Below are 23015 nucleotides of genomic sequence, written 5' to 3'. Positions count from 1 at the left end.
CGTCGCCGCCGACCGCTGCGCATTCTCCCTTAGACCGGTTGTCGTCATTCTTTCGCCCGCCCCGGTGGTTGCTCCATCCTGCACTCCATCCTGCACTCCGGCCTGCCTTTGGACGCCCGGACTGAACGGGGCATCGCTGGCATGCCAGATACATTAAGCGTCACTCTAAAACCTCAACTTAACTTGAGGTCAAGGGCTAAGAACGTTCCACCGTTCGGGGAACCGTCCCGGCTCCGCTCGGTTGCCGATGGATCGAGCGACTTCATCACGACCGTTTGCGACGGAGACTCCCTCATGGCGAGCACGGCTTCCGACATCCTGGTGGATGTTCTGGTGGACTGGGGTGTGGACACGATCTTCGGCATGCCCGGCGACGGCATCAACGGCATCGTCGAAGCGTTGCGCCGCCGCCAGGACGAGATCCGCTTCATCCAGGTCCGTCACGAGGAGGCGGCGGCCTTTGCCGCCTGCGGCTACGCCAAGTTCACCGGGCGGCTGGGCGTGTGCATCGCCACCTCCGGCCCCGGCGGGCTGCATCTGCTGAACGGTCTCTACGACGCCAAGCTGGACCACCAGCCGGTGCTGGCGATCACCGGGCTGCAATACCACGACCTCGTCGGCACCTACACCCAGCAGGACGTGGAGCTGGACAAGGTGTTCCAGGACGTCGCGCTCTACAACCAGCGCGTCATGGGGGCGGCGCATGTCCGCAACATCGCCAATCTGGCCTGCCGCACCGCGCTCGCCCACCGCGGCGTGTCACACATCACCATCCCCGTCGATTTGCAGGAGCAGGGCATCGGCGCCGACATGCGGGCGCCGCGCAACGTGAAGGGCCACAACACCGCCCTGTTCGCCCCCCAGCTTCCCGTCCCGTCGGAGGCGCAGACCCGCCGCGCCGTGGAAATCCTCGACGCCGGCAAGCGCGTCGTCATCCTGGCCGGGCAGGGCGCGCTGAAGGCGACCGACCAGCTCGAACGGCTGGCCGACAAGCTGGGCGCGGTGATCGTCAAGGCGCTGCTGGGCAAGGCCGCGGTGCCGGACGACAGCCCCTTCACCACCGGTCAGGTCGGCCTGCTCGGCACCGCCCCCTCGCAGGAGGCGCTGGAGACCTGCGACACGCTGCTGATCGCTGGCTCGACCTTCCCCTACATCGAGTATTACCCGAAGCCGGGGCAGGCCCGCGCCATCCAGATCGACATCGACGCGGCGCGCATCGGCCTGCGCTACCCAGTGGAGGCTGGGCTGGTCGGCGATTGCGGGCTGGCGCTGGACATCCTGACCGAGCGGGTGCGGCGGCACGAGGACCGCTCCTTCCTGAAGACGGCGCAGGCGGGCAAGGCGGAGTGGATGAAGCTGATGGAGGAGCGCGGCACCCGCCCCGACCTGCCGATGAAGCCGCAGGTCGTCGCGTGGGAGCTGGGCAAGCGCCTGTCCGACACGGCCATCGTCGCCTGCGACAGCGGCACCATCGCCACCTGGTGGGCGCGGCAGATCCCGGCGCGGCGCGGCCAGATGCACTCCCTGTCCGGCAATCTCGCCACCATGGCGCCGGGCGTCCCCTACGCCATCGCGGCGCAGCTCGCCCATCCCGGACGGCAGGTGGTCGCCTATGTCGGGGACGGCGGCTTTTCCATGCTGATGGCCGACTTCGCCACGGCGGTGAAGTACAAGCTGCCGATCAAGGTCATCATCAGCAACAACAACTCGCTCGGCCAGATCAAGTGGGAGCAGATCGCCATGCTTGGCAACCCCGAGTATGTCTGCGACCTCCAGCCCATCGACTTCGCCAAGGTGGCGGAGGCCTGCGGCGGCCGGGGTTTCACCATCACCGATCCGAAGGACTGCGGCGCCACGCTGGACGCCGCGCTGGCCCATCCGGGGCCGGTGGTGGTCGACTGCCTCGTCGACACCAACGAGCCGCCGATGCCGCCGAAGGTCCAGGCCAAGCAGGCGCTGCACTTCACCGAGGCGCTGGCCCGCGGCACCCCCGACGCCCTGAAGATCGCCGCCACCGTCTTCAAGGGCCGCGCCCGCGAGGTGATCTAAGACGCGGCCCGGTGGGGGTGAGGCGCCCGCTCAGGCGGCGCGCCCCACCCCCTGCTGAGCGCCTTGCTGGGGTGCCGCGTCGGTCATCGCGTAGTTGCGCCCGAAGCGGTTGGCGATGAAGTCGGCGTAGCGCACCTCCTCCTGCTTCACGAAACCCCGCTGCGGCAGCGTGCCGTCGGCCAGCAGGTCGAGCACGGCGCACATGCCCGACGCGGTGGTGATCTGGATGCCGTTGTAGAAGGTGCCGCCGATCTCCCGCCCGTAGATCTTGTTGGCGTAGGTTTCCTGGAGCAGCCGCCCCCGCTTCGTCCCGGTCACCGTCACGAAGATCAGCACGACGTCCTGGAGCGTTGCCGGAATCGAGTGTTCCAGGATGTCCTTCAGCAGCTCCCGCCGGCTGCCCAGCCGCAGGTCATGCAGCAGCGCCTTCATCAGGTCGCGGTGCCCCGGATAGCGGACGGAGCGGTAATTCAGCGTCCGCACCTTGCCCGCCAGCGTCTCGCACAGCGTGCCCAGCCCGCCCGAGGTGTTGAACGCCTCGTACAGCACGCCGTCGAGGGAGAACTCCTCGCGCTCCTCCAGCGGCGGCACGGAGACGAGGCGGCCTTCGACGATGGCCTCGCAGGGCTCCAGATACTCGTTGATGACGCCCTCGGTGCTCCAGGTCAGGTTGTAGTTCAGGGCGTTGGACGGGTACTTCGGCAGCGCGCCGACGCGCATCCGCACCGTGTCCAGCGTGTCGAAGCGCGAGGCCACGTCGTTGGCGACGATGGAGATGAAGCCCGGCGCCAGCCCGCATTGCGGGATGAAGGCGCAGGGCGCGCCGTCGGCCAGCTCCTTGACGCGCCGCGTGCTCGCCACGTCCTCGGTCAGGTCGAGGTAGTGGGTGCCGGCGTCCCGCGCCGCCTCCGCCACGCCGACCGTCAGGTGGTAGGGCAGCGCGCTCAGCACCGCGAACTTGCCGCGCATGGCCTCGGCGAGTTCGGCCGGGTCGGCGGCGTCCACCACGCGCGTCTCCATCCGCGGGTGCGTCGGCAGCCGCTCCAGCGCCTCCGCCGAACGGTCGGCGACGGTCACCCGGTAATCGCCCGTGGCCTTCAGGAAGTCGCCGATGGTCTCGCCGATCTTGCCGCCGCCCATCAGAAGAATGTCGCGCATCGTCCCGTACCCCCTGCTTCTTTGGTTTGCGTCGTTATGGCGCAATCTTGACCGGACGGCCTGTCGATGTGCAGGGTGCAGGGTGCCGAAACGCCCGACTATGCTCGGCAGATTGACGGAAAGGCCGGCGATATGATGGACGAGCTGGATCAGCAGCTTCTCGACGCGCTTCAGGACAACGCGCGGGAGCCCACCGCCGCGCTGGCCCGCCGCCTGCGGGTGTCGCGCAGCACGGTGCAGAGCCGCATCCAGCGGCTGGAGGAGCGTGGGGTGATCGCCGGCTACACGGTGCGGCTGTCAGACGAAACGGCGCGCCGGATGATCCGCGCCCACGTCTCCCTCAACCTGTCGCCCAAGCTGACCGCCGCCGTGGTCCAGGCGCTGAAGCGGATTCCGGAGGTGCGGGCGCTCCACGCCATCAGCGGCGCGCACGACCTGATCGCTGTGGTGCGGACTGGAACCATGGAGGAGATGGACGCGCTGATCGACCGCATCGGCGCCATCGACGGCATCGAGCGCACGACCTCGTCGATCATCATGGCGACGAAGTTCGAGCGGTGAGGGGAGGTGATGGCCGCCCGAATGCCGCGGTCAGCGCTTCCCGGCGGGCGTGATTTCCCCCGCCTCTTCCAGCCGCCGCAGGCAGGCGACCAGGGCGCGCTGGAAGTTGCGGCCCTCGGAGGGCAGGTTCACCCCCTGGCCGGTCGTCCAGAACTCCACGAAGGCGCAATCGGCCGCACGGTCCGCGGTCGGCCATTCGACGGCGACGCCGAGCCCGAGTTCCGCCGTGCGGCGGCGGCTGTCGGTGACCAGGATCTTCGCTTCCCAATGCATCCCGCCGCTGCCCGCCTCGGCGCGGCGGTGGCTCCACAGGCGCAGGTAATCACGGAAGCTCTCGGACGAGCGGTCGTGCTGGACGTAGGCGCTGCGGTCCACCACCGCGGGGGCGAGGCGCAGCGTGTAGCGGGCCTGGGCGAGCGCCTGGGTCACCTCCGGGATCAGCCGGTCCATCTCGGCGAAGCTGCGCCGCACGTTGTCGGCCAGCGCGGCGGCCAGCGCCTCCCCCTTCAGCGCGCCGGAGGCGGCGCGGTCGGAGCGGTACATCTCGAACAGGTCGTCGCCGTCGCTCATTGCCGTGATGCGCCGCGGAAGGGGAGGATTCCTTTCGTCTACCGCCAAACCCGTTGAGAAGACATTAAGCGGACTTCCAATCCATCCGGCGTTCGCCCGATCAGGCCCGCCCCGTCACGCCCGTTGCGCCGGCTGCGCGGCCCCGCCGTTCTTCAGGCGCAGCACATACATCATCACCTCGGCCACCGCCTGGTAATGCTGGAGCGGGATCACCGCGTCGACCTCCGACGCGGCGTAGAGGGCGCGGGCCAGCGGCGGGTTCTCGATCACCGGGACCCCGTTCTCCTCGGCCACCGCGCGGATGCGCAGCGCCACGAGGTCGGCCCCCTTGGCGAGGCAGACCGGCGCCGGCATCTTGGCGCGGTCATACTCCAGCGCCACCGCAAAGTGGGTCGGGTTGGCAATGACCACCGTGGCGCGCGGCACGTTCGCCATCATGCGGCGCTTCGAGCGGTCGCGCCGGATCTCGCGCAGCTTCGCCTTCAGGTGCGGATCGCCCTCGGTCTGCTTGAACTCGTCCTTCAACTCCTGGAAGGTCATGCGCAGGCGGCGCCGCCATTCCAGCCGGTTCCACAGCACGTCCACGGCGGCCATCACCACCGTCGCTAGAAGGACGGCCAGCAGCAGCCGCAGGGTCAGGTCCCGCAGCAGGTCGGGAAGCGCCGCAACGTCCATGCCCACGATCCCCTCCGTCCAATCGATGTAGGGCGCCACGGCGAACCAGACGGCGCAGGCGATGATCGCCAGTTTCACGAGACTCTTCACGAATTCGACCAGCGCGTGGCGCGCGAAGATGCGCCGCCAGCCGCTGAGCGGCGACAGGTGCGACAGCTTGGGCCGGATGCGGTCGCTGGCGGCGAGCAGCGGCCCTTGCCCCACCGCCGACACCACCGCCCCGCCGACCAGCAGGCCCAGCACCGGTAGCATCGCCACCGCCACCCCGCCGATCAGCCAGCGCAGGCTGTTCATCACGTCGTAGGGACCGCCGTCGAGCCGGATGTCGTTCGGATTCTCGATCAGCGGCAGCAGCACCTCGGCGATGCGCGAGGCGGCGAGCGGCCCGCCCGCCGCGGCGATCAGCCAGGCCGCCGCCATGGTGGCGGCCAGACCGACGTCGCGGGCGCGGGGGACGTCGCCCTTCTCCATCGCCTCGCGCAGACGCTTCTCGGTCGGCTCCTCGGTTTTCTGTTCCTCGTCCTGGGTGTTGTCGGACATCGCCGCCTCCTCACCGCCCCCTTCTCATCGCCCGCCGAGCCAGCCGGCCATTGCGGCGAGCGCGGCGGTGACCATGGCCCCCGCCGTCACCAGGAAGACCAGCATCCCGCCGCCGACCATCGCCGGGGTGGCAACGAAATAGACGGGCATAGAGGGCATCACCCGGTTGACCAGAGCCAGCGCCATGTTGGCGATCATGCCGAACACCAGGAACGGCGCCGCCATCTGCACCCCCAGCCGGAAGGTGACGCCGACGAGCTGGGCGTAGCGCCCCGCCACCATGCCGGGATCGGGCAGCGTCGCCGCCGGCCAGCTTCCGTAGGAGCGCACCAGCGCATCGATCATCAGGTAATGCAGATCGAGCGCGAACAGCAGAGCCAGCCCGGCGATGACCAGCGTGCCCGACAGGATCGACCCGCTCTCGAACCCCGCCGCGTCGGTGCCGAAGGGGTTGGCGAGGCCCATCGCCTGGGCGGCGATGTTGCCGGCGACCTGGAGCGACGCCAGGAACAGCTTGGCCCCCAGCCCGAGGAAGGCGCCGGCCACCGTTTCCGCGAAGATCTGCTCCAGCATCACCGCGGCGTCGGGGGGCAGCCGGTCGGGCAGACCGGGCACGGTCGGGGTCAGCGCCAGCGCCACCGGAATCGCGATGCACAGCCGGACGCGCGGCGGCACCGCCAGCTCGCCGAAGCCGGGCAGCAGGCTGACCGCCGCCGCGACGCGGGCGAAGACCAGGAAGGCGCGGTAGACCTCCAGGCTGAGCAGGTCGGCGAGCGTGTCCATCACCGATCCCTCAAACCTGGTCGATCGTCTTGACGGACACCTTGCGGTGCAGCTCGGCGTGGCTGATGACCGGGGTCATCGGGCTGACCCGCTCCAGCAGGGAGCGCACGAAGGGCCGCACCTCCGCCCCGACCAGCAGCGCCGGCCAGACCTGCGGCGTGGCGTGCTTCTGGATGGTGATGCGCAGCGCCGTCAGGAACTCCTGCACCTGGGTCGGCGGCATGGCGAAGCGGCGATCCTCGCCCTCCGCGATGACACTCTGCTGGAGCGCCTGCTCCCAGCGCGGGGTCAGGACGATGACCGGGACGAAGCCGTCGGGTGCCGTCAGCGACTGGCAGATCTGCTGGCCGAGCCGCGCCCGCACATGCTCGGTGACCAGCGTGATGTTGCGCGTCCAGTTTACCGCCTCGGCGATGGCCTCGACGATGGCCGGCAGGTTGCGGATCGACACCCGCTCCGCCAGCAGCGCCTGGAGCACGCGCTGCACCACCACCAAGGTAATGCGCGACGGCACCATGTCGGCGATCAGCTTCTGGTACTCCCGCCCCAGCCCGTCGAGCAGCTTCTGCATGGCGGCGAAAGTCAGCAGGGTGGAGAGATGGTCCTTGATGACCTCGGTCAGGTGGGTGGTGATGACGCTTTCCGGGTCGACCACCGTGTAGCCCTTGGCGATAGCCTCCTCGTGGCGCGCCGGGTCGATCCAGCGGGCCTGAAGGTTGAAGGTCGGCTCCCGCGTCGCCTCGCCGGGCAGGTCGGGGGCCGCCCCGCCGGACGGGTCGATGGCGAGCAGCTGCTTGGGCCGCACCTCGCCGCTCGCCACCTCGACGCCCATCACACTGACCACATAGCCTTTGGGCGGCAGGAAGCTGCTGTCCTTGATGCGCACCGACGGCAGGATGAAGCCGAATTCCTTGGCGAAACGCTTGCGCAGCGTCTTCACCTTGCCGGTCAGCGGGCCGTTCTTGTTGAGGATCAGCGGGACGAGGTGGTTGCCGACCTCCACCTTCACCTCGTCCACCTTCAGCATGTCCTCCACCGCCTCCTCGGCCGGGGCGGTGGGCGCCTTGCGGCTTTCCTCCAGCCGGGCGAGTGCGGCGCGGCGCATCTTGCCGCGCATCGCGTACCAGCCCGCCGCGCCGAAGCCGCCGCCGAGCAGGACGAAGGGGGCGGCCGGCAGGCCCGGCGTCACGCCCAGCGTGCAGAGCAGCCCGCCCGCCACCATCAGCGCCTTGGGATAGCCGCCGAGCTGGGCGAGCACCGCCTGATCGGCGGAGCCGACGTTGCCGCCCTTGGTCACCAGCAGGCCAGCGGCCAGCGAGACGACCAGCGCCGGAATCTGCGTCGCCAAACCGTCGCCCACCGTCAGGATGGTGTAGACCGACGCCGCGGATTCGAAGGACATGCCCTGCTGCGCCATGCCGATGGCCATGCCGCCCAGCACGTTGATGGCGGTGATGACCAGCCCGGCCACCGCGTCGCCGCGCACGAACTTCGACGCGCCGTCCATGGCGCCGAAGAAGGTGCTCTCGTCCTCCAGTTCCTTGCGGCGGCGGCGGGCCTCGACGTCGTCGATCATGCCGGCGGACAGGTCGGCGTCGATGGCCATCTGCTTGCCGGGGATGGCGTCCAGCGTGAAGCGCGCGCCGACCTCCGCGATGCGGGTGGCGCCCTTGGTGATGACCACGAAGTTGATGACGATCAGGATGGCGAAGATCACCACGCCGATCACGAAGTTGCCGCCCATGATGAACTGGCTGAAGCCCTCGATCACATGGCCGGCGGCGGACGGGCCGGTGTGCCCGTGGCTGAGGATCAGGCGGGTGGACGCGATGTTCAGCGCCAGCCGCAGCACCGTGACGACCAGCAGCACCGTCGGGAAGGACGAGAAGTCCAGCGGCCGGGAGATCCACAGCGAGACCATCAGGATCAGCACGCTGACCGCCAGCGACAGCGCCAGCCCGAGGTCGAGGAACCAGGTCGGCACCGGCAGGAACAGCACGGCCAGCACCAGCACGATGGCCAGCGCGAACAGCACGTCGCGGTTCGCCAGCCCGGCATCGCCGAGGCTGGTCATCCGGTTCCGAAGGGTGTCCGTGAAAGCCATGCGGGAACTCCAGGGTGCGGCACCGTTGGTACGCTAGCGTCCCGCGGTAAAACCGGCTTTTACGTCGGGGTCAGTCCGCGCCCGGCAGGAGGGGTTTCACCGCCGCGTTGGCGTAGAGGCTGGACAGGAAGGACAAGCGGCCCAGCTCCGCCCGGCCCCAGGCGGGCAGCGCACCGGGGGCGGCTTGGGAAGTGGCCACTTGGGGGCCGGCGGCCAGCGTCTTCAGGTAATCCATGGCGCCGGCCACCCAGCGCCGGTTGCCGCCGACCCGCTCGCGGTAGGCCGCTCCGCGCTCCGACTGGGCGGAGTGGTAGCGGGCGATGGCGGCGTCCAGCGATCCCTGCGCGCGGTGCAGGTCGCCCAGGAAGCGCGCGGCGTAGCGGGCGTTGGCGCGCGGGTCGAAGGCGGTCTCAAGGTCGGGAAAGGCGTCGGGGTGCCATTTAAGGTTCACCTGGAGGCAGCCGACGTCGATGGAGCGCGTGCCCCGCGCCTGCGCGGCGCGCACGAAGGCGATGGCCTCCTCGCGCGTCGGAAAGTACTGGGAGGCGCCTTCGGTGTTGACGGTCCAGGGCCAGACGGTGAACAGCCGGTCGGCGGTCATCCGCCCGGCCTCGGTGAAGCCCATGGCGAGGAGCATGTGGTCGGTCACCCCCGCCTCCCGCTCCGCCGCCAGGATGGCGTCGATGCAGGCGGCCTCCGGCGGCAGGCTGCGCGCGGGCAGGACCCGCGGCGCGTAGAGAGCGGTGGACCAGGTGCCGATCTGCGCGGCCTGCGGCTTCACGTCCGCGGCGGTCGCGGTCCCGGCCAGGAGCAGCGCCGCCAGTCCGGCCAGCCGCCGCATGTCACCGCACCGAGACGATCAGGCTGCCCAGCCGGTCGGCGTAGGTGGTGAGCGCGCCGTACATGAAGGGCAGCGCCAGCACGGTGGTGACCAGGATGGCGACGATCTTCGGCACGAAGGTCAGCGTCATCTCCTGCACCTGGGTCAGCGCCTGGACGAGCGAGATCGCCACGCCCACCAGGACCGCGATGACCAGCGGCGGCGCGGCGATCAGCAGCATCGTCCAGATGCCCGTGCGCAGGACTTCCAGCACGTCGGCTTCGTTCATGGGGGTTCTCCTAGGGAGCGTGTTGCCCCCACCCTTCCCGCTTCGCGGGTCCCTTCCCTCCCCCGCTTCGCAAGGGAGGGAGGTCATCCCCTCCCCTGCGAAGCGGGGGAGGGTTAGGGAGGGGGCAATGCGTCCCAACACACGCGCTCAGATCGCCATCCGCATAACGTCCTGATAGGCCTGCACCATGCGGTCGCGGATCGACACGACCGTCTGCACGGTCATCTCGGCGGCGAGCACGGAGCGCACGACCTCGTGCGTGCCGGCCTTGCCGGCGACGGCGGCGACGGACATGCGCTCGCCCTCGTTCAGCGTCTCCACCGCCTGCGACACCTGACGGTCGAGGAAGGCGCCGAAGCTGCTCTCCGCCGACGCCGCCGTCTCGCCGGACGGCGAGGCCGCAGCCGCCGCGGCGGGCGGGGTGGCGAGCGACGCAGCGGGGGACGGCTGGGCCAGGGGCGCGCGGTGGAGGCCGTAGGCGGCGGCGGCGCGGCCGATGGGTTCGATCATGCTCTGGGTCTCCTCAGCCGCGCAGAAGGTCGATCATGCGGCTCATCATGCTGCGCGACTGCTCGATGACGTTGACGCTCGCCTCGAAGGACCGGCTGGCCTCGCGCATGTCCATCATCTCGATCAGCGGCTGGACGTTCGGGCGCTTGACGTAGCCCTTCTCGTCGGCGGCGGGGTGCGAGGGCTCGTAGACGAGCTGGAAGTCGCTGCGGTCGCGCCCGATCTGCTTGACCTTCACGATCTCCGACCCGGCGGCGCGGTCCATCGTGGTCGCGAAGGAGACGGTCTTGCGGCGGTAGGGATCGCCGCCCGCGGTCATGGCGGTGGAATCGGAGTTGGCGATGTTCTCGGCGACCACGCGCAGCCGGGTGCCCTGCGCCTGCAGGCCCGAACTGGCGATCCGCATCGTCGCGGCCAGGGGATCGGTGAGCATGGGAAGGACTCCGGAAATCGTCAACCGGCGCGCCAGGCGGCGCGCAGGATTTGCAGGTTGCGCTGGAACAGGCCGGCGGTCAGTGCGAAGGCGTCGCGCGTCTCGCTGCCCTTGGTCATCTCCTGCTCCAGCGACACGGCGTTGCCGTCCGGCGTGGTTTCCCACTGCTCGGGCTTGCGCGCTTCCTGCACCGCGCCGGACGGGTTGAAGCCCGTCAGGTGCATGGGCGAGGTGAGCGCGGGCGCCACCGTCTGCGGGCCGTCCATCAGCGCCGCGAAGGGCTTCAGGTCCTTCGGCTGGTAGCCGGGCGTGTTGGCGTTCACGACGTTGGCGGCGATCAGCTTCTGCCGCTCCGCCAAGTAATCGAGGCGCGCGCCGGTCAGCCGGAACACCGAAATATTACTAAAATCCATTGGAACGGCCCTATCGCAAAGCCGGAAAGCAAGGCAGGGCCAAGATGACGCCCGCCGTTTAAAACCGGATTTAAAATCCTCGTGGCAGGATCACCGCATTCCGACACGGCGGAGACGTCCCGGCGATGCGCGTGCTTTCCAACCTTCTGTCCGAGATCGAGCGGATGCCGACCCGATCCTGGCGCGGCGAGATTCGCAGCGCCACCGGCATGACGCTGGAGGTGGAGGGGCTGCGCCGCGTCCTGGCGGTGGGCGACAAATGCTGGGCGGAGACGGCGCGCGGCCAACGGCTGCTGTGCGAGACGATCGGCTTCCGCCAGGGCCGCACGCTGCTGATGGCCTTCGACAATCTGGACGGCGTGGCGGAGGGCTGCGCCGCCGTCACCGACGACACCGCCTTCACGCTGCGCCCCGGCCCCGGCTGGCTGGGCCGCGTCGTCAACGCGCTGGGCGAACCGATCGACGGGCGCGGCCCCTTGCGCAACGGCCACCACGCCCGCCCGTTGCGCGCCGCCCCGCCGCCGGCCTACGCGCGCCGCCGGGTGGGGGCGAAGATGGACACCGGCGTGCGCGCCATCGACGTCTTCACGCCGATCTGCCGCGGCCAGCGCATGGGCGTCTTCGCCGGGTCGGGCGTCGGCAAGTCGACGCTGCTGTCGATGGTCGCCCGCCACGCCGGGGCCGACGCCATCGTGATCGGGCTGGTCGGCGAGCGCGGGCGCGAGGTGCAGGAGTTCATCCAGGACGATCTGGGGGCGGACGGCCTCGCCCGCTCCGTCGTCATCGTCGCCACCTCGGACGAGCCGCCGCTGATGCGCCGGCAGGCAGCATATCTCTGCCTGACCGTGGCGGAGGAGCTGCGCGACCGCGGCCTGCACGTCCTCTGCCTGATCGACAGCGTGACGCGCTTCGCCATGGCCCAGCGCGAGATCGGCTTGGCCGCCGGGGAGCCGCCGACCGCCAAGAGCTACCCGCCCAGCGTCTTCGCCGAACTCCCCAAACTGATGGAGCGCGCCGGGCCGGGACAAGAGGGCCAAGGCGACATCACCGGCATCTTCACCGTGCTGGTGGACGGCGACGACCATGACGAGCCGATCGCCGACGCGGTGCGCGGCATCCTGGACGGCCATGTCGTGCTGGACCGCCGCATCGCGGAGCAGGGGCGCTACCCCGCCGTCAACGTGCTGCGCAGCGTGTCGCGCCTGCTGCCCGGCTGCCACACGGCGGAGCAGAACACCCTGCTGCGCCGCGCGCGGAGCCTCGCAGCCACCTACGACAACATGCGGGAGCTGGTGCGCATCGGCGCCTACAAGCAGGGCACCGACGCGGAGGTGGACGACGCCGTCGCGCTGAACCCGGCGCTGGAGGAGTTCCTGCGCCAGGGCAAGGACGACGCCACGCCATCCCTCGACTCCTTCCGTTTCCTCGACCGCATCCTCGCCGTTCCCGCCGGAGTTGTCCCATGACCAACGCCACCGCGCTCGCCACCCGCGCGCTTGCCCCGACGACCGCCGCACGGGACGCCGTGAAGGCCCCGACCAAACAGGAGACGGCGGATCTCAGTCTGGATTTCGGAGACCTGCTGGACGCAGTGAATCCGCTCCAACATCTGCCGGGGGTGTCGCAGGTCTACCGCCATGCCACCGGCGACGAGATCGGCCTGCCGGCGCGGCTGGCTGGCGGCTTCCTGTTCGGCGGCCCCATCGGCTTGCTGGGCAGCGCCGCGATGGCCGCCTTCGAGGCGGTGACCGGCGACGACCCGCTCGGCCACCTCGTCACGCTGGCTGAGGGCGGCGCGGAAGAGACGAAGGCCCCGGCAAAGGACGTGCCGTCCAACGCTCCACCCCTGCCCTTCCTTGCCGGCGCGGCGCAGGAGCCGCCGGCGGACCATCGCCCGTCCCCCGCCGTGCTGGCGGAAGCGCTCGCCCGCAAGACGCCGAGCACCGACGACGCCGCGGATAAGGCGGACAAGGCGGCGCCCAAGGCGGAGCAGCCCGCCCCGCAAATCCTCGCGAAGCTGTACGAGCTGCACGCCACCCAGCCGGCGGACCGCCCGGCCGTCCGCCTCTGACCCCGGTCAGCGCAGCGCCTTCGCCAGCGCGTCCATGAACAGCCGAACCTTCGGCGGCACGAAACGCGCCGAGGGATGGACGCCCCACACCGCCAGCGGCTCAAGCTCGCCATCGCAGAGGCGGAGCGCGACCAGCGCGCCGCGCGCCACCTCCTCCCGCACGTCCCACTCGGACAGGACGGCGATGCCGAGCCCGGCGAGGCAGATGTCCCGCAACCCCTCGATGGAGTTGGCGGTGAAACGGCCGCGCACCCGGATGCGCCGCTCCCGCCCGTCGCCTGCGAAGCTCCAATGGGTCGTGCCGGACAGGCACAGGCACTCGTGCTCCGCCAGATCGACGGCGGCGGCGGGTGTCCCTCGGGCCGCCAGATAGCCGGGCGTGGCGTAGAGGCCCCGCGGGTTGTCGGCCAGCCGCCGCGCGATCAGCGCGCTGTCCTTCAGATGGGCGATGCGGATGGCGAGGTCGATGCCCTGCCCGACGATGTCCACCACCGTGTCGGTCAGCAGCAGATCGACCGAGACCTGCGGGTTGTCCGTCAGGAAGTCGGCGACCACCGGCACCACCACCTTGCGCCCGAAGGCGGCCGAGGCGGTCAGCCGCAGCAGCCCCGACGCCCCGGCGGAGGACGGTCGGACGCTGGCCCGCGCCGCCGCCTCGTTCTCCAGCATCGCCTGGGCGAAGGGCAGCATCGCCTCCCCCTCCGGCGTCAGCGCGAGGGAGCGGGTGGCCCGCTGCATCAGCCGCGCGCCCATGGCCTCCTCCAGCGCGGCCAGCCGCCGGGTCGCCATCAGCGGCGAGATGCCCAGCCGCCGCGCCGCCCCGGCCAAGCTGCCGGCCTGGGCGGCTTCCACCAGAACGGCGAGTCCGGCGAGGTCCATTGCTTCATATTCCGATGTACAGGCCGTTCATTCTGCATGACTGATGCGGATTGTGAAAGTGCGATAGGGTCCGTTTCAAGGTTTTCGCACGTTGAAAACCCCTCTCCCGCCCCGGGAGAGGGAGGGGCCCGCCGCTTGCGGCGGGAGGGTGAGGGTGCCGCCAAGGATCAGCGCTTCGATCCTTGGCAGCACCCTCACCCGGCGCCTCCGGCGCCACCCTCTCCCGGGGCGGGAGAGGGATTGTCGGAAAGGACCCCCTGTCATGAGCATCACCGACACAATGCCCCACACATCGACCCACACACCGGAACAGACCCGGCTCGGGCACGGGCTGACCTTCGCCATGGCGACCGCCGCGGGGCTGGCCGTCGCGAACATCTACTACAACCAGCCCATGCTGAGCCTGATCGAGGGCGACCTGCCCGGCCCGCTGACCGGCATGATCCCGACCGCCACGCAGCTCGGCTACGCCGCCGGACTGCTCCTGCTGGTGCCGCTGGGCGATCTGGTGGAGCGTCGCCGGCTGATCGTCGGGCAGTTCCTGCTGCTCGCCGCGGCGCTGGTCGCGACGGCGCTGGCGCAGGGTCCGGCCCTGCTGGTCGCCGCCTCGCTGCTGCTCGGCGTCTCGGCGACGGTGGCGCAGCAGATCGTTCCCTTCGCCGCGCATCTCGCCTCGCCGCAGCGGCGCGGGGCGGCGGTGGGGACCGTCATGTCGGGGGTGCTGACCGGCATCCTGCTCAGCCGGACGCTGGCCGGCTTCGTCGGGACGCACGAGGGCTGGCGCGCCATGTTCTGGCTGGCCGTGCCGCTGGCGCTGGGTGCCGCCGCGCTGATGGCCGTCATGCTGCCGCGCAGCCACCCGAACGCGTCCTTGCGCTACCCGGCGCTGATGCGCTCGCTGGTCCATCTGTGGCGGGAGTTCCCGGCCCTGCGGCTGGCCGCGGTCACCCAGGGGCTGCTGTTCGCCGCCTTCACCACCTTCTGGACCATCCTGGCGCTGCGTCTGGCCGAGCCGCGCTTCGGCCTGGGCGCCGACGCGGCGGGGCTGTTCGGCATCGTCGGCGCGGTCGGCATCCTGGCCGCCCCGATGGCCGGGCGGATCGCCGACCGCAGCGGGCCGCACCGGGTGATCCTGCTGGGCACGCTGCTGACGCTCGCCTCCTGGCTGCTGTTCGGGCTGTGGACGTCGGTCGCCGGTCTGGTTGCCGGGGTGATCCTGCTCGACTTCGCGGTCCAGGCGGCGCTGGTGTCGAACCAGCACATCGTCTACGCCCTGCGCCCCGAAGCCCGCGCCCGGCTGAACACCATCTTCATGGGCGGCATGTTCCTGGGCGGCGCGCTGGGGTCGAGTGCGGCGACGCTGGCCTGGAACGCCGGGGGCTGGACCGCGGTGACCGGTCTGGGCATCGCCGTCGCCGCGGCGGCCACCGCCCTGCAGCTCGCCGCGCGGCGCCGGTAGGAGGGATGGGGGGCCTCAGCGTCCCCCGCTCCGCGCCGAGCGTTCCAGGGAGCGGATGTGCGACAGGCCCGGCAGGATTTCGGAGCGGATGAACTCCAGTCGGCGGACCGGGCCGCCGCCACTGGAGAAACGGGCCTTCCACAGGGCCATCTTCACCGCCAGCCCGCACAGCACCCCGCCGATGGTGACGTGGTGGTTGGTGATCAGGTCGCGGATGCTGCGGAAGCTCTGGGCGTTGATGTTGCGCCAGAAGTCTTTGGAGCGGTTGTCGAAGCTCTCGAACCGCCCGGTGATCGAGGCGGCGATCTCCGTCAGGTCGCGGCCCACCTCGTCGAGCATCCGGGCGTGACGGGCGTCGCGGCGGACCTCGCTGAAGCCGCGCACCGCGTCCATCCAGGCCAGGAAGGCCTGCACGTCGGGCACGATCTCGTCCAGGCACTGCTTGAAATAGGCCAGCGACAGGAAGATGTCGCCGTACTCCTCCAGGAAGGCCGGGATGTCGGCCATGGCGATGTCCAGCCGATCGGCCATCATGGTCAATCGGCGGCGCACCTCCGCCAGATCGGGTTCGGCAAACAGGCGGATCAGGTCCTCGACATTCTGCACCTGCACGTCGTCGCTGCCGTAGACGCTTTCGATCAGCGGGCGGGTGAAGACGCGCATGTAGCGGGTGAGCTGGTCCTTCCGGCGCTGCGACAGGCGGAGCGCGGCGTGCTCGTCCACCGCGATCTTCAGGCGGCGCAGCTCGATGCGCAGGGAATAGACGTCGAAGCTGGCGGCCTGGGCGATCTGCCCGATCATCAGGAGGTCGCGGTCCAGCTCGGGCGAGCGGTTGCCGAAATGCAGCGGCAACTGGCTGGGCATTACCTGCCCGCTGCCGGCGTGGACGTCGTTGAACAGCTCCACCACCGTCTGGAGCCGGACGTTCTTGATCAGCCGTGCCCGGCGCAGGCCCGGAGTCTCCAGCGGCAGGATGGTCATCGGCAGGATATGAAGGGAGTCGCGGGCGGTGTCCTCGTCCCGGTCGTCCGGGCCGGGCAGCAGGGCCACGACGTGCGGCCAAGTGCCCGGCGGCCTGGCCTGTCGGCTCGGCTGCACAGCCAATCTCCCGGAATTCGGCCTGCCGGAACGCCGCCGCTCAGAAGCGCGGGAAGTTCAGCAGCGACATGGTGATGGACGGGTCGATGGCGATGATCGAGGAGCGTCCGCGGCTGTTGATCGGCCCGATGTAGGGGAGGTTCGTGGAGGCTCCCACTGGCCCGCCGTTCTTCAGGTCGTACATGGCCGAGAAGCGGTCCAGGAACTTCCCGAGCTTGGCGGGGTCCTTGAAGTCGGCGATGTCGAAGCGCTTCTTCAGCTTGTCGACCAGCCGGTCGAGGTCGCCAAGCGCCGACTGCTCGGGAATGTCGAGCGCGGTGAAGACCACCTTTTGCAGCGCGCGGTCGGCCATCACCTGATACCAGTTGGTGATGCGCGGCGCCTTGCGGTCGAAGTAGAGCGCCAGACGGACGGCGGGGTTGCTCTCCTCGGCCTTCACCTCCAGCGACACGTCGACGTAGCGGTCGACGATGGCCTTGACGATCGCCGGCTCCTTCAGCGTGGCGCCCCCCGTCTCCTTGAAGGACAGGACGGTTGCCATCTCCTTGAACTTGGCGTCGTTCATGCGGTTGGCCAGCGCCTCCGGGTCCTTCACCCCCTGGTCCAGCACCTTGCGGATGAGGGCACGTGCGTAGGTCTGGCTTTCCAGGTCGAAGGCCACCATGACGAAGCGGTAGAGCTTGTCGTCCTTCAGCAGCTCCTCGGCGCTGGAGATCTTGCCGATGTTGGCCTCGAAATAGGCGATGTTGCGCTTCACGTCGGGCCGCGAGCGGATCATCGCGTCGTAGCGGTCCTGGTTGCGGACGATCTGGCGATAGTCCTGGAGCGTGCTCATGCCTTCACCTCCGGGGTCGCCGGCCGGCCGCTCTCCTCCGCCGCGTCCTCCGCGGGGTCGGCGTAGGAGGGCGGAATGCGCAGGATCACCTCGCCGGTGTGGGTGTCGAGCACCTCGGTGGACAGGCGGCCCGTGCCGGGGTCGAGGTTGACGCGGTAGGGCGGGATGGGGTCGGGCTGGCGGCGGTTGTCGGATTCCGCCGGCGCGCGGGCCTCCTCGACCACCTCGGTGGCCTTGGCGGCCTCGGCCTGGGCGGCGCGCAGCCGGTCGGCCTGGCGCTGGCGGGCTTCGGCGATCAGGTCGGCGCTGGCGGTGCCGCGCTCGCCGTTGACGCCGGACACGCCGCCGGTCAGTCCCTGGATGGGTGCGGGCATGGCGTCACGCCTCCACGCGAGTCTCGGGAATGCGCTCGTCCCGCGGGGCGCGCTGCGCGTTCAGCAGCCCGTCCTCGTAGGCCATCACCGGCCGCAGGCAGGCCAGCGCCTTGTAGTAGTCGCGGTCGCTGACGTTGCTCATCGCCTGCATGATGCGGTCCTGCATCTCGGGATGCATGAAGGCGGTGTAGAGCTTGGCCATCATGCCGGCGACAACGCTGCCGTACTGTTCCGCGGCCTGGGGGTCCAAGAGCATGCTCTGGATCACGAAGTAGGCGCGGCGGACGGGGGTGTCGGCCTCGTCCTCCTGCATGATGTCGCTGCCGCGGATGATCTGGGCGAAGTTGCTGACGGTCAGGGTGTAGCGGCGGTTCTCGTTCTGCACGACACAGCCGTTGATGACCACGCGCTCGCAGGGCTTGAGGCGGAGCTTAAGCGCCATAGGAGGCCTCCATCGGGGCGGGAGCCTCCGTGCGGGCCACGCCCTGCAGGCCGCGCATGACCGACCGGTTGATGTCGATCAGCGTGCCCGCGTCGGCCTCGCCGCGCAGCACCTGGGTGGTCTGGCGCGCCACCGAGAAGGACAGCGAGACCAGCCCGGCGCGCAGCGCCTCGGGCAGCGCGTTGCCGTCCTCCAGAAGGTCGGCGCGCAGCGTGTTCCAGAGTTCCAGGTTGCGCCACAGCGCGTCCTTCAGCGCCGCCGACCGCCAGCCGGCGGCGCGGTTGGCCTCCAGATCCAGGGTGATGCGGAGGAAGACCAGATATTCGATGCGGCGCGGGTCTTCGCACTCGGCCATCGTCTGCTGGTAGGCGGCGATGCTCATGGTCGCACCTTATGCAACGCGCACGGGGGCGCCGGAATGGGGCTGGGGCTGGATCGAATAAGGAAAAAGAGGCCGGCGCCCCCTCGGGAGAGGGACGCCGGCCGGACCGGGTTAGCGGAACAGCGAGAGAATGTTCTGCGGACCCTGGTTGGCGATCGACAGCGCCTGGGTGGCGAGCTGCTGCTGGACCTGGAGGGCCTGCAGGCGGCTCGATTCCTCGTTCATGTCGGCGTCCACCAGGGAGCCGATGCCCTTGTTCATCGAGTCGGTCAGCTTCGACACGAAGTCGTTCTGCACCGACACGCGGTTCTCGATGGAACCGATCACCGCGGCCTTGCCGATGGCCTTGTCGAGCAGGCCGTTGATGACCTCGAGCGACTTGGTGGCGTTGGAGGTCACGTCGATCTGCGTCAGGTCGGCCAAGCCGCCGAAGGCGTCGCTTTCCTTCGAACCGACCCACAGGCTGTCCACCTTGGCGGTGAAGTTGCCGTCGGTGTTCAGGTCCTGGTCGGTGAATTCCAGCTTGTCGCCGTTGAAGGCCACCTGGAAGTCGCCGCCGGCCGCGGTCAGGGCCGTGTTGACCGCGGTCTCGATCAGGCCCTGGGTGGTCGCCAGATCCGTGGTGTAGTCGATGCCCGACAGGTCCACCGTCACGGCGGTCTTGGTGCCCGCCTCGTTGGTCACGTTCAGGGTCAGGTTGCCCAGGCCCAGGTTCTGGCCGTCGATGAAGGTGGTGTCCGGCGCACCGATGGCGATGCCGACGCTGGCCTTCAGGTCGTTGGTGGAGTCCACCTGCTGCTCGATCGTGGCCTTGCCGACGATCGAGGTGACCTGCATGTCCTGGCGCTGGAAGCTGATGTAGCTCGGATCGACCGTGCCGGCGCTGCGGCTCAGCGACGCCAGGATGTCGACGTTCTGGTCCTTGGCCGTGCCGTCGTTGGAGTAGGTGATGCGCAGCAGGTTGTCGCCGTTGAAGGAAGCGTCGGCGGCGGCGCCCTTCACCAGCTTGACGAGCTGGTCGATGTCGTTCTGGATCAGCGACTTGTCGACGCCGTTGGTCTGGCCGGCAATGACGCGGGCCTTCAGCGTCTGCAGGTTCTCGACGATGTTCTTGGACGCCACCGACGCGGTGTTGGTCGTGCCCGAACCCAGTTCCAGCGATTCCTTCACCGCCTTGAAGCCGGCGACGTCGGCGCGCATGGTCGTGGCGATGGACCAGTAGGCGGCGTTGTCCTTGGCGTTGTTGACCTTGAGACCGGTCGAGATGCGATCCTGGGTGGTCGCCAGATCGTCGGTCACGCGGCGCAGCGTCTGCAGCGCGGTCATCGCCGAGGTGTTGGTCATGATCGAGGCCATGTGTATCTCCATTCGCGAGATGCAGAGCGCCTTTCTGACGCTGGGGCCGGGTGCGCGGGCCTTCCCACTTGGTTTTTATGGGCGCGCAACCGACCATTCGACTGTGACCGACCCCGTTTAAACCGGAGTAAAAAACCGCAGCCTTTTCAGGGTGACAAACTCATCTTTTAAAGCCGTGCGGTTTTTAAAAGTAATCGCGCATTTTACAAAAATGCGGCTGCCGCGCACGGCGGTTCAGCCGCCGTGCCCCGAAGGGCCGCGGCCATGGCGTCTTTCAAAATTTCGGGGGCAAAATGTCGGAAGCAGAAGGCAGGGCGGGACTTTGAAATTAAGGCGCCGTCACTCGGCGGCGACGAGACAGCCGGGGTGCAGGCCGGACGCGGCGAAGGGGATGGCCGGGAAGCGGCGGGCGGCGGTGGCGGGTGCGGCGGCCGAAACAGCCTCTTCGTGCTCGGGCGGGGCCTCGAACTTGTAGCCGCGGCCGTAGACGGTCTCGATGTAGCGGGCGCCGCCGGTGGCCTCGGCGATCTTCTTGCGCAGCTTGCAGATGTAGACGTCGATGACCTTGTCCAGCGGGTCGGCGCCGGACAGGCCGTAGACCTCGTCGTAGATGTGCTCCTTGGAGACGACGCGGCGGTGGTGGGCGGCCAGCACGCCGAGGATGGCGTGCTCGCGCTGGCTCAGCCGCAGCCGCTCGCCGGCGACCTCCGGGTCGCGCCCGTCGAGGAACACCGTGAGCTGGCCGACCCGCACCGCGTTGCTCAGCAACCCGCGCGAGCGCCGCCGCGCCACCTCGATGCGCGCCCGCACCTCGGCGCTGACCACCGGCTTGACCAGCACGTCGTCGGCCCCGGCGTGCAGCAGCTCCACCGTCGTCGTCACGCAGCGCCGGTCGAGCAGGCAGAGGATCGCCGCCCCGACCTGATGCGCCCGCAGCGCCGCCACACAGCGCGCCGGATCGTCGACGCTGCCCAGGACGATGGCGTCGTAGCCGAGTCCTTCCGCCCCCTGCTCCTGCAGAAGCTCCTCCAGCCCGGCCCAGTCCTGGCGGTCGTAGCGGATCTTCCCCATGCCGAGCTGACGGCCGAGCGCGTCGGCGATCAGGGGGTTCGGTTCAACCAGGACAGCGCGCATGGGATTCTCCGCAACAGGGGTTTCAACTAGAGGGCGGGAGGACAAGGCACTTAAAATTTTCCTTAATTCCGAGTGCTTTATTTTCTCACACCCTCAGGTAATAGCCTTCCTGTACCGCGAGTCAACCATCCGGCTTACCTCAAGGGATAATGTTACGGCCTGCTTTTATATGACTTTTAATATCCGTTAAGGCGTAGATTCTTGGCTGCTCTTTGCCTCGAAATTCGAAGCATTTTCCTCCCGAGTTGCCCGCAACACCGCACCTCCCCAGCCCTCCCCGCTTCGGCTTGAACCGGGCTTTAACCCGGCTGTATTTCACTGGTGGCGAGAGGATGCGAACGGGAGAGAGGAAACGATGCCGCGCAACAGACAGGCTATTGCCGGAACCGCCCTTGCGGGCGTCCTCCTGCTGGTGGGCGGCTGCGCGATGACCTCCCCGCCCCCGGACACCGCCTACCGGCAGGCGCTGGAGGCGGCGGTGGAGGCCGGGCAGTGCGAGGGGCCGACGGTGGAGGCGTTGTGGACCGCCTACGACCGTTGGTTCGCCGTGGCGGCCAGCCTCGCCTCCTATCACCGCGGGACGGAGGCTGGTGCCCTGCTGCGGCAGGGAGAAGCGTTCCGCATCCTGGGCTGCCCCGCCGCGGCCCGCGACACCTACGAGACGCTTCTCCAGCGCTTCCCCGACCCCGATTACGAGATGGAGCGCAACGCCGCCCGCCGCGGCCTGATGGATCTGCCGATCAACCCGCCGACGCCGCTGCTGCGCCCGGCGCCCGCCGTCACCTCGGCTCTGCGCGGCCCCGCCGCCATCGACCGCGGCGACGGCTGATCCACAGGGCCGCGCCATGACATCCGCAGGGTCGGCCGTATGGCTGCCATGACGCCCCGCACCATTGTTTCCAGGCATAATATATCAGTAACCTGATGGTTAACCGGGCAGAGACCCGGGCCATCCTTCCGTTTGCCGCCCTCCTGCCTGGAAACGCCCCCCGGCCATGCCTGACTGCTCCCGCCCCCCGGAAGGGGTGTCCGCTGCCCAGACCGTGCCGTCCCACGGGAGCGAGCGCCGCGACGATCCCGTGCGCGGGATTCTGATGGTCGTCGCCGCGGTCTTCTTCTTCTCCTGCTCCGACGCGACGGCGAAGTATCTGTCCCAGACGCTGCCTTCCATCGAGATCGGCTGGATGCGCTACGTCGGCTTCACGACGCTGCTGCTGCCGCTGATGATCCGCGGCGGTCCGCCGGTGATGAAGACCACCAGCCCCGGCCTCCAGGTTCTGCGCGCTCTGGGGATGCTCGGGTCGGCACTGTTCTTCATCATGGGCATGCGTTATCTGCCCCTGGCGGAGGCGGCGGCGACCAGCTACGTCTCGCCGGTCTTCGTCACGGTGCTGTCGATCCTGGTGCTGGGCGAGAAGATCGGGCCGCGCCGTTGGGCGGCGGTGCTGGTCGGGCTGATCGGCGTGTTGATCGTCATCCGGCCCGGCGGGGCGGCTTTCCAGCCGGCGGCCATCTTCCCCATCCTGTCGGCGATGAGCTGGGCGACCGGCGTGGTCATCACCCGCAAGATGACCGGGCAGGAGCACCCCACCACCACCCTGATCTGGACCGCCCTGACCGGCCTAGCCGTGCTGACCGTGCTGTTGCCCTTCAACGTCGCCATGCCGACTTGGACGGAGGTGGCGCTGGGCGCCCTGATCGGTCTGGTCTCCACCATGGGGCAATGGCTGATGGTCCAGGCCTACCGCTTCGGCGAGGCGTCGGTGCTCGCTCCCTGCTCCTATGTGCAGATCGTCTGGTCCACCCTGCTGGGCTTCCTGATCTTCGGAGCGCTGCCCGACCACTGGACCTTCCTGGGCGCCGGAATCATCATCGCCAGCGGCCTCTACACCGCCCATCGCGAACGGCTGCGCAAGAAGCAGCAGCAAAACGTCGCAGCACCCGTGCCATGACCGGCGATTGGCACGGCCAGCGCCCGAAAAGCCTTGCCTCGCGCATTGATATATTAGTATACTTGCCCTTGGGAGGCACGGGACTAAAAACCCGTGTTGTTCGAACTCTTTAGCAGGAACCGGCGGGT

Annotated in this window: 25 protein-coding genes; 7 read left to right on the top strand and 18 right to left on the bottom strand. The window is 69.2% G+C overall.

Features of this window, described 5'->3' with window-relative positions:
* The first annotated feature begins 294 nt into the window (after positions 1 to 294).
* Positions 295 to 2049 (top strand): thiamine pyrophosphate-dependent enzyme, encoded by a 1755-nt coding sequence (locus tag Sp245p_RS33060; protein WP_014199663.1) that lies wholly within the window; start codon positions 295 to 297, stop codon positions 2047 to 2049.
* Positions 2050 to 2079: 30 nt separating this feature from the next.
* Here the strand turns inward: Sp245p_RS33060 and Sp245p_RS33055 are convergent, their stop codons facing one another.
* Positions 2080 to 3207 carry a saccharopine dehydrogenase family protein gene (locus Sp245p_RS33055; protein ID WP_014199662.1) on the bottom strand — a complete coding sequence of 376 codons (1128 nt, stop codon included), beginning with the start codon at positions 3205 to 3207 and terminating at the stop codon, positions 2080 to 2082.
* Positions 3208 to 3339: 132 nt separating this feature from the next.
* Here Sp245p_RS33055 and Sp245p_RS33050 point away from each other — a divergent pair, with 132 nt between their 5' ends.
* Complete coding sequence (locus Sp245p_RS33050; protein WP_014199661.1) at positions 3340 to 3768, top strand: Lrp/AsnC family transcriptional regulator; 429 nt, start codon at positions 3340 to 3342, stop codon at positions 3766 to 3768.
* Between the two features lie 30 nt (positions 3769 to 3798).
* Here the strand turns inward: Sp245p_RS33050 and Sp245p_RS33045 are convergent, their stop codons facing one another.
* From Sp245p_RS33045 to Sp245p_RS33005, 9 genes are all read right to left on the bottom strand, one after another.
* Positions 3799 to 4338 carry a hypothetical protein gene (locus Sp245p_RS33045; protein WP_014199660.1) on the bottom strand — a complete coding sequence of 180 codons (540 nt, stop codon included), beginning with the start codon at positions 4336 to 4338 and terminating at the stop codon, positions 3799 to 3801.
* Between the two features lie 114 nt (positions 4339 to 4452).
* The gene (gene flhB, locus Sp245p_RS33040; protein WP_014199659.1) at positions 4453 to 5553 is read right to left on the bottom strand and encodes a flagellar biosynthesis protein FlhB; all 1101 of its coding nucleotides are present in this window, start codon (positions 5551 to 5553) and stop codon (positions 4453 to 4455) included.
* Between the two features lie 24 nt (positions 5554 to 5577).
* A complete protein-coding gene (locus tag Sp245p_RS33035; protein ID WP_014199658.1) occupies positions 5578 to 6336 on the bottom strand; it encodes a flagellar biosynthetic protein FliR in 759 nt (252 codons plus the stop codon).
* A gap of 10 nt (positions 6337 to 6346) precedes the next feature.
* On the bottom strand, positions 6347 to 8440 hold the full coding sequence (gene flhA / locus Sp245p_RS33030) for a flagellar biosynthesis protein FlhA (RefSeq protein ID WP_014199657.1): 2094 nt from the start codon (positions 8438 to 8440) through the stop codon (positions 6347 to 6349).
* A 70-nt stretch (positions 8441 to 8510) separates the two neighbouring features.
* Complete coding sequence (locus Sp245p_RS33025) at positions 8511 to 9281, bottom strand: lysozyme family protein (protein ID WP_014199656.1); 771 nt, start codon at positions 9279 to 9281, stop codon at positions 8511 to 8513.
* Position 9282: 1 nt separating this feature from the next.
* Positions 9283 to 9549: a flagellar biosynthesis protein FliQ gene (gene fliQ / locus Sp245p_RS33020; protein ID WP_014199655.1), complete on the bottom strand. Its 267-nt coding sequence runs from the start codon at positions 9547 to 9549 to the stop codon at positions 9283 to 9285.
* A gap of 147 nt (positions 9550 to 9696) precedes the next feature.
* Positions 9697 to 10059: a flagellar hook-basal body complex protein FliE gene (gene fliE, locus Sp245p_RS33015; protein ID WP_014199654.1), complete on the bottom strand. Its 363-nt coding sequence runs from the start codon at positions 10057 to 10059 to the stop codon at positions 9697 to 9699.
* A 13-nt stretch (positions 10060 to 10072) separates the two neighbouring features.
* Positions 10073 to 10492: a flagellar basal body rod protein FlgC gene (gene flgC, locus Sp245p_RS33010; RefSeq protein WP_041814269.1), complete on the bottom strand. Its 420-nt coding sequence runs from the start codon at positions 10490 to 10492 to the stop codon at positions 10073 to 10075.
* Between the two features lie 20 nt (positions 10493 to 10512).
* Positions 10513 to 10905, bottom strand: a complete 393-nt coding sequence (locus Sp245p_RS33005) for a flagellar basal body rod protein FlgB (RefSeq protein WP_041814267.1) — start codon at positions 10903 to 10905, stop codon at positions 10513 to 10515.
* A gap of 125 nt (positions 10906 to 11030) precedes the next feature.
* On the opposite strand from Sp245p_RS33005, the gene fliI reads away from it, so the two are divergent.
* Complete coding sequence (gene fliI / locus Sp245p_RS33000; protein ID WP_014199651.1) at positions 11031 to 12371, top strand: flagellar protein export ATPase FliI; 1341 nt, start codon at positions 11031 to 11033, stop codon at positions 12369 to 12371.
* Entirely contained in the window at positions 12368 to 12976 is a 609-nt protein-coding gene (locus Sp245p_RS32995; RefSeq protein WP_014199650.1) for a hypothetical protein, read from the top strand. The genes fliI and Sp245p_RS32995 overlap by 4 nt, the downstream gene beginning before the upstream one ends.
* A gap of 6 nt (positions 12977 to 12982) precedes the next feature.
* Here the strand turns inward: Sp245p_RS32995 and Sp245p_RS32990 are convergent, their stop codons facing one another.
* Positions 12983 to 13855 carry a LysR family transcriptional regulator gene (locus tag Sp245p_RS32990; RefSeq protein ID WP_014199649.1) on the bottom strand — a complete coding sequence of 291 codons (873 nt, stop codon included), beginning with the start codon at positions 13853 to 13855 and terminating at the stop codon, positions 12983 to 12985.
* A 262-nt stretch (positions 13856 to 14117) separates the two neighbouring features.
* Here Sp245p_RS32990 and Sp245p_RS32985 point away from each other — a divergent pair, with 262 nt between their 5' ends.
* On the top strand, positions 14118 to 15314 hold the full coding sequence (locus Sp245p_RS32985) for an MFS transporter (RefSeq protein WP_014199648.1): 1197 nt from the start codon (positions 14118 to 14120) through the stop codon (positions 15312 to 15314).
* 15 nt (positions 15315 to 15329) lie between these two features.
* On the opposite strand, the gene Sp245p_RS32980 is transcribed toward Sp245p_RS32985, so the two are convergent.
* The 7 genes from Sp245p_RS32980 to Sp245p_RS32950 all read right to left on the bottom strand — a co-directional run bounded on the left by Sp245p_RS32980 (position 15330) and on the right by Sp245p_RS32950 (position 20935).
* Positions 15330 to 16364, bottom strand: coding sequence for a hypothetical protein (locus Sp245p_RS32980; protein ID WP_014199647.1), 1035 nt, complete (start codon positions 16362 to 16364; stop codon positions 15330 to 15332).
* Between the two features lie 88 nt (positions 16365 to 16452).
* The gene (locus Sp245p_RS32975) at positions 16453 to 17247 is read right to left on the bottom strand and encodes a DUF1217 domain-containing protein (RefSeq protein WP_014199646.1); all 795 of its coding nucleotides are present in this window, start codon (positions 17245 to 17247) and stop codon (positions 16453 to 16455) included.
* Complete coding sequence (locus Sp245p_RS32970) at positions 17244 to 17621, bottom strand: FlaG family protein (RefSeq protein ID WP_014199645.1); 378 nt, start codon at positions 17619 to 17621, stop codon at positions 17244 to 17246. The genes Sp245p_RS32975 and Sp245p_RS32970 overlap by 4 nt, the downstream gene beginning before the upstream one ends.
* Positions 17622 to 17625: 4 nt before the next feature.
* Positions 17626 to 18063 (bottom strand): flagellar biosynthesis repressor FlbT, encoded by a 438-nt coding sequence (locus Sp245p_RS32965; protein WP_014199644.1) that lies wholly within the window; start codon positions 18061 to 18063, stop codon positions 17626 to 17628.
* Complete coding sequence (gene flaF, locus Sp245p_RS32960) at positions 18053 to 18445, bottom strand: flagellar biosynthesis regulator FlaF (protein ID WP_014199643.1); 393 nt, start codon at positions 18443 to 18445, stop codon at positions 18053 to 18055. The genes Sp245p_RS32965 and flaF overlap by 11 nt, the downstream gene beginning before the upstream one ends.
* Positions 18446 to 18556: 111 nt before the next feature.
* Positions 18557 to 19801, bottom strand: coding sequence for a flagellin N-terminal helical domain-containing protein (locus Sp245p_RS36400; protein WP_014199642.1), 1245 nt, complete (start codon positions 19799 to 19801; stop codon positions 18557 to 18559).
* Between the two features lie 339 nt (positions 19802 to 20140).
* Complete coding sequence (locus Sp245p_RS32950) at positions 20141 to 20935, bottom strand: response regulator transcription factor (RefSeq protein ID WP_014199641.1); 795 nt, start codon at positions 20933 to 20935, stop codon at positions 20141 to 20143.
* A gap of 355 nt (positions 20936 to 21290) precedes the next feature.
* On the opposite strand from Sp245p_RS32950, the gene Sp245p_RS32945 reads away from it, so the two are divergent.
* The gene (locus Sp245p_RS32945; RefSeq protein WP_014199639.1) at positions 21291 to 21764 is read left to right on the top strand and encodes a hypothetical protein; all 474 of its coding nucleotides are present in this window, start codon (positions 21291 to 21293) and stop codon (positions 21762 to 21764) included.
* 166 nt (positions 21765 to 21930) lie between these two features.
* Complete coding sequence (locus Sp245p_RS32940; RefSeq protein ID WP_014199638.1) at positions 21931 to 22887, top strand: DMT family transporter; 957 nt, start codon at positions 21931 to 21933, stop codon at positions 22885 to 22887.
* Positions 22888 to 23015 lie beyond the last annotated feature (128 nt).

The organism is Azospirillum baldaniorum, assembly GCF_003119195.2.
Taxonomy (GTDB): Bacteria; Pseudomonadota; Alphaproteobacteria; order Azospirillales; family Azospirillaceae; genus Azospirillum; species Azospirillum baldaniorum.
Note: the sequence above shows the minus strand (reverse complement) of the source record. Positions and strands in the feature narration are given on the sequence as shown.

Coding starts and splice junctions, on each gene's coding strand:
- Sp245p_RS32990 (WP_014199649.1), bottom strand. CDS start 13,855: ATGGACCTCGCCGGACTCGCCGTTCTGGTGGAAGCCGCCCAGGCCGGC.
- flgC (WP_041814269.1), bottom strand. CDS start 10,492: ATGCTCACCGATCCCCTGGCCGCGACGATGCGGATCGCCAGTTCGGGC.
- fliE (WP_014199654.1), bottom strand. CDS start 10,059: ATGATCGAACCCATCGGCCGCGCCGCCGCCGCCTACGGCCTCCACCGC.
- Sp245p_RS32950 (WP_014199641.1), bottom strand. CDS start 20,935: ATGCGCGCTGTCCTGGTTGAACCGAACCCCCTGATCGCCGACGCGCTC.
- Sp245p_RS33045 (WP_014199660.1), bottom strand. CDS start 4,338: ATGAGCGACGGCGACGACCTGTTCGAGATGTACCGCTCCGACCGCGCC.
- Sp245p_RS32965 (WP_014199644.1), bottom strand. CDS start 18,063: ATGGCGCTTAAGCTCCGCCTCAAGCCCTGCGAGCGCGTGGTCATCAAC.
- fliI (WP_014199651.1), top strand. CDS start 11,031: ATGCGCGTGCTTTCCAACCTTCTGTCCGAGATCGAGCGGATGCCGACC.
- Sp245p_RS32995 (WP_014199650.1), top strand. CDS start 12,368: ATGACCAACGCCACCGCGCTCGCCACCCGCGCGCTTGCCCCGACGACC.
- Sp245p_RS33050 (WP_014199661.1), top strand. CDS start 3,340: ATGATGGACGAGCTGGATCAGCAGCTTCTCGACGCGCTTCAGGACAAC.
- flhA (WP_014199657.1), bottom strand. CDS start 8,440: ATGGCTTTCACGGACACCCTTCGGAACCGGATGACCAGCCTCGGCGAT.
- Sp245p_RS33060 (WP_014199663.1), top strand. CDS start 295: ATGGCGAGCACGGCTTCCGACATCCTGGTGGATGTTCTGGTGGACTGG.
- Sp245p_RS32940 (WP_014199638.1), top strand. CDS start 21,931: ATGCCTGACTGCTCCCGCCCCCCGGAAGGGGTGTCCGCTGCCCAGACC.
- Sp245p_RS32945 (WP_014199639.1), top strand. CDS start 21,291: ATGCCGCGCAACAGACAGGCTATTGCCGGAACCGCCCTTGCGGGCGTC.
- Sp245p_RS36400 (WP_014199642.1), bottom strand. CDS start 19,801: ATGGCCTCGATCATGACCAACACCTCGGCGATGACCGCGCTGCAGACG.
- fliQ (WP_014199655.1), bottom strand. CDS start 9,549: ATGAACGAAGCCGACGTGCTGGAAGTCCTGCGCACGGGCATCTGGACG.
- Sp245p_RS32970 (WP_014199645.1), bottom strand. CDS start 17,621: ATGCCCGCACCCATCCAGGGACTGACCGGCGGCGTGTCCGGCGTCAAC.
- Sp245p_RS33055 (WP_014199662.1), bottom strand. CDS start 3,207: ATGCGCGACATTCTTCTGATGGGCGGCGGCAAGATCGGCGAGACCATC.
- Sp245p_RS33025 (WP_014199656.1), bottom strand. CDS start 9,281: ATGCGGCGGCTGGCCGGACTGGCGGCGCTGCTCCTGGCCGGGACCGCG.
- Sp245p_RS33005 (WP_041814267.1), bottom strand. CDS start 10,905: ATGGATTTTAGTAATATTTCGGTGTTCCGGCTGACCGGCGCGCGCCTC.
- Sp245p_RS32975 (WP_014199646.1), bottom strand. CDS start 17,247: ATGAGCACGCTCCAGGACTATCGCCAGATCGTCCGCAACCAGGACCGC.
- flaF (WP_014199643.1), bottom strand. CDS start 18,445: ATGAGCATCGCCGCCTACCAGCAGACGATGGCCGAGTGCGAAGACCCG.
- flhB (WP_014199659.1), bottom strand. CDS start 5,553: ATGTCCGACAACACCCAGGACGAGGAACAGAAAACCGAGGAGCCGACC.
- Sp245p_RS33035 (WP_014199658.1), bottom strand. CDS start 6,336: ATGGACACGCTCGCCGACCTGCTCAGCCTGGAGGTCTACCGCGCCTTC.
- Sp245p_RS32985 (WP_014199648.1), top strand. CDS start 14,118: ATGAGCATCACCGACACAATGCCCCACACATCGACCCACACACCGGAA.